A 469-nucleotide genomic window follows, 5' to 3' on the forward strand; every position below is an offset into this window, starting at 1 on the left:
CATCCTGCATGGATTTATAACTCGGGTTGAGCAGGATCGGTTTGCATTTGAAGTAGCCCAACAATGCAACGGCAACACAACGGTACTTGCGTTGCCGTATTCTGGATAGCTCCGCAAGTTCTTTATCATTTAGCGCGAAGTAAAACCGCTGATAAGACTCGTTGAAGGAAGGAACGCTGTATAAATCCTCGATTTCCGCGGCAGTGAGAATTGATAGCCGTTTGTCTCTGCTCATTCTTTGACCTAAAGGTCAAAGAAGATAACAAATTTTTGGTGAATTAGAAATTAATAGCCCTCTACAGGCCACGGCAGACGGGAGCTTCAGAGGGTTTTGCGATATATGGAGGCAAAATCCCTAGGACCCCAAGATGGGGGCATTACAGATTATGCTTTTGACTTACCTTTGTTGCCTAAAGATGGTTTTGTTCTGTTTCCACACTTTGCGAATATTCCGGTGCCGGGCTGGTTT

At 45.0% G+C, this 469-nt stretch carries 1 protein-coding gene; it reads right to left on the minus strand.

What is annotated here, in order from left to right; genetic code table 11:
* Positions 1 to 235 (minus strand): DUF4158 domain-containing protein (locus A3761_RS08880; protein WP_156491767.1); only part of this gene is annotated, 235 nt, incomplete at its 3' end.
* Between the last annotated feature and the right edge of the window lie 234 nt (positions 236 to 469).

It is taken from the genome of Oleiphilus sp. HI0123 (genome assembly GCF_001635315.1).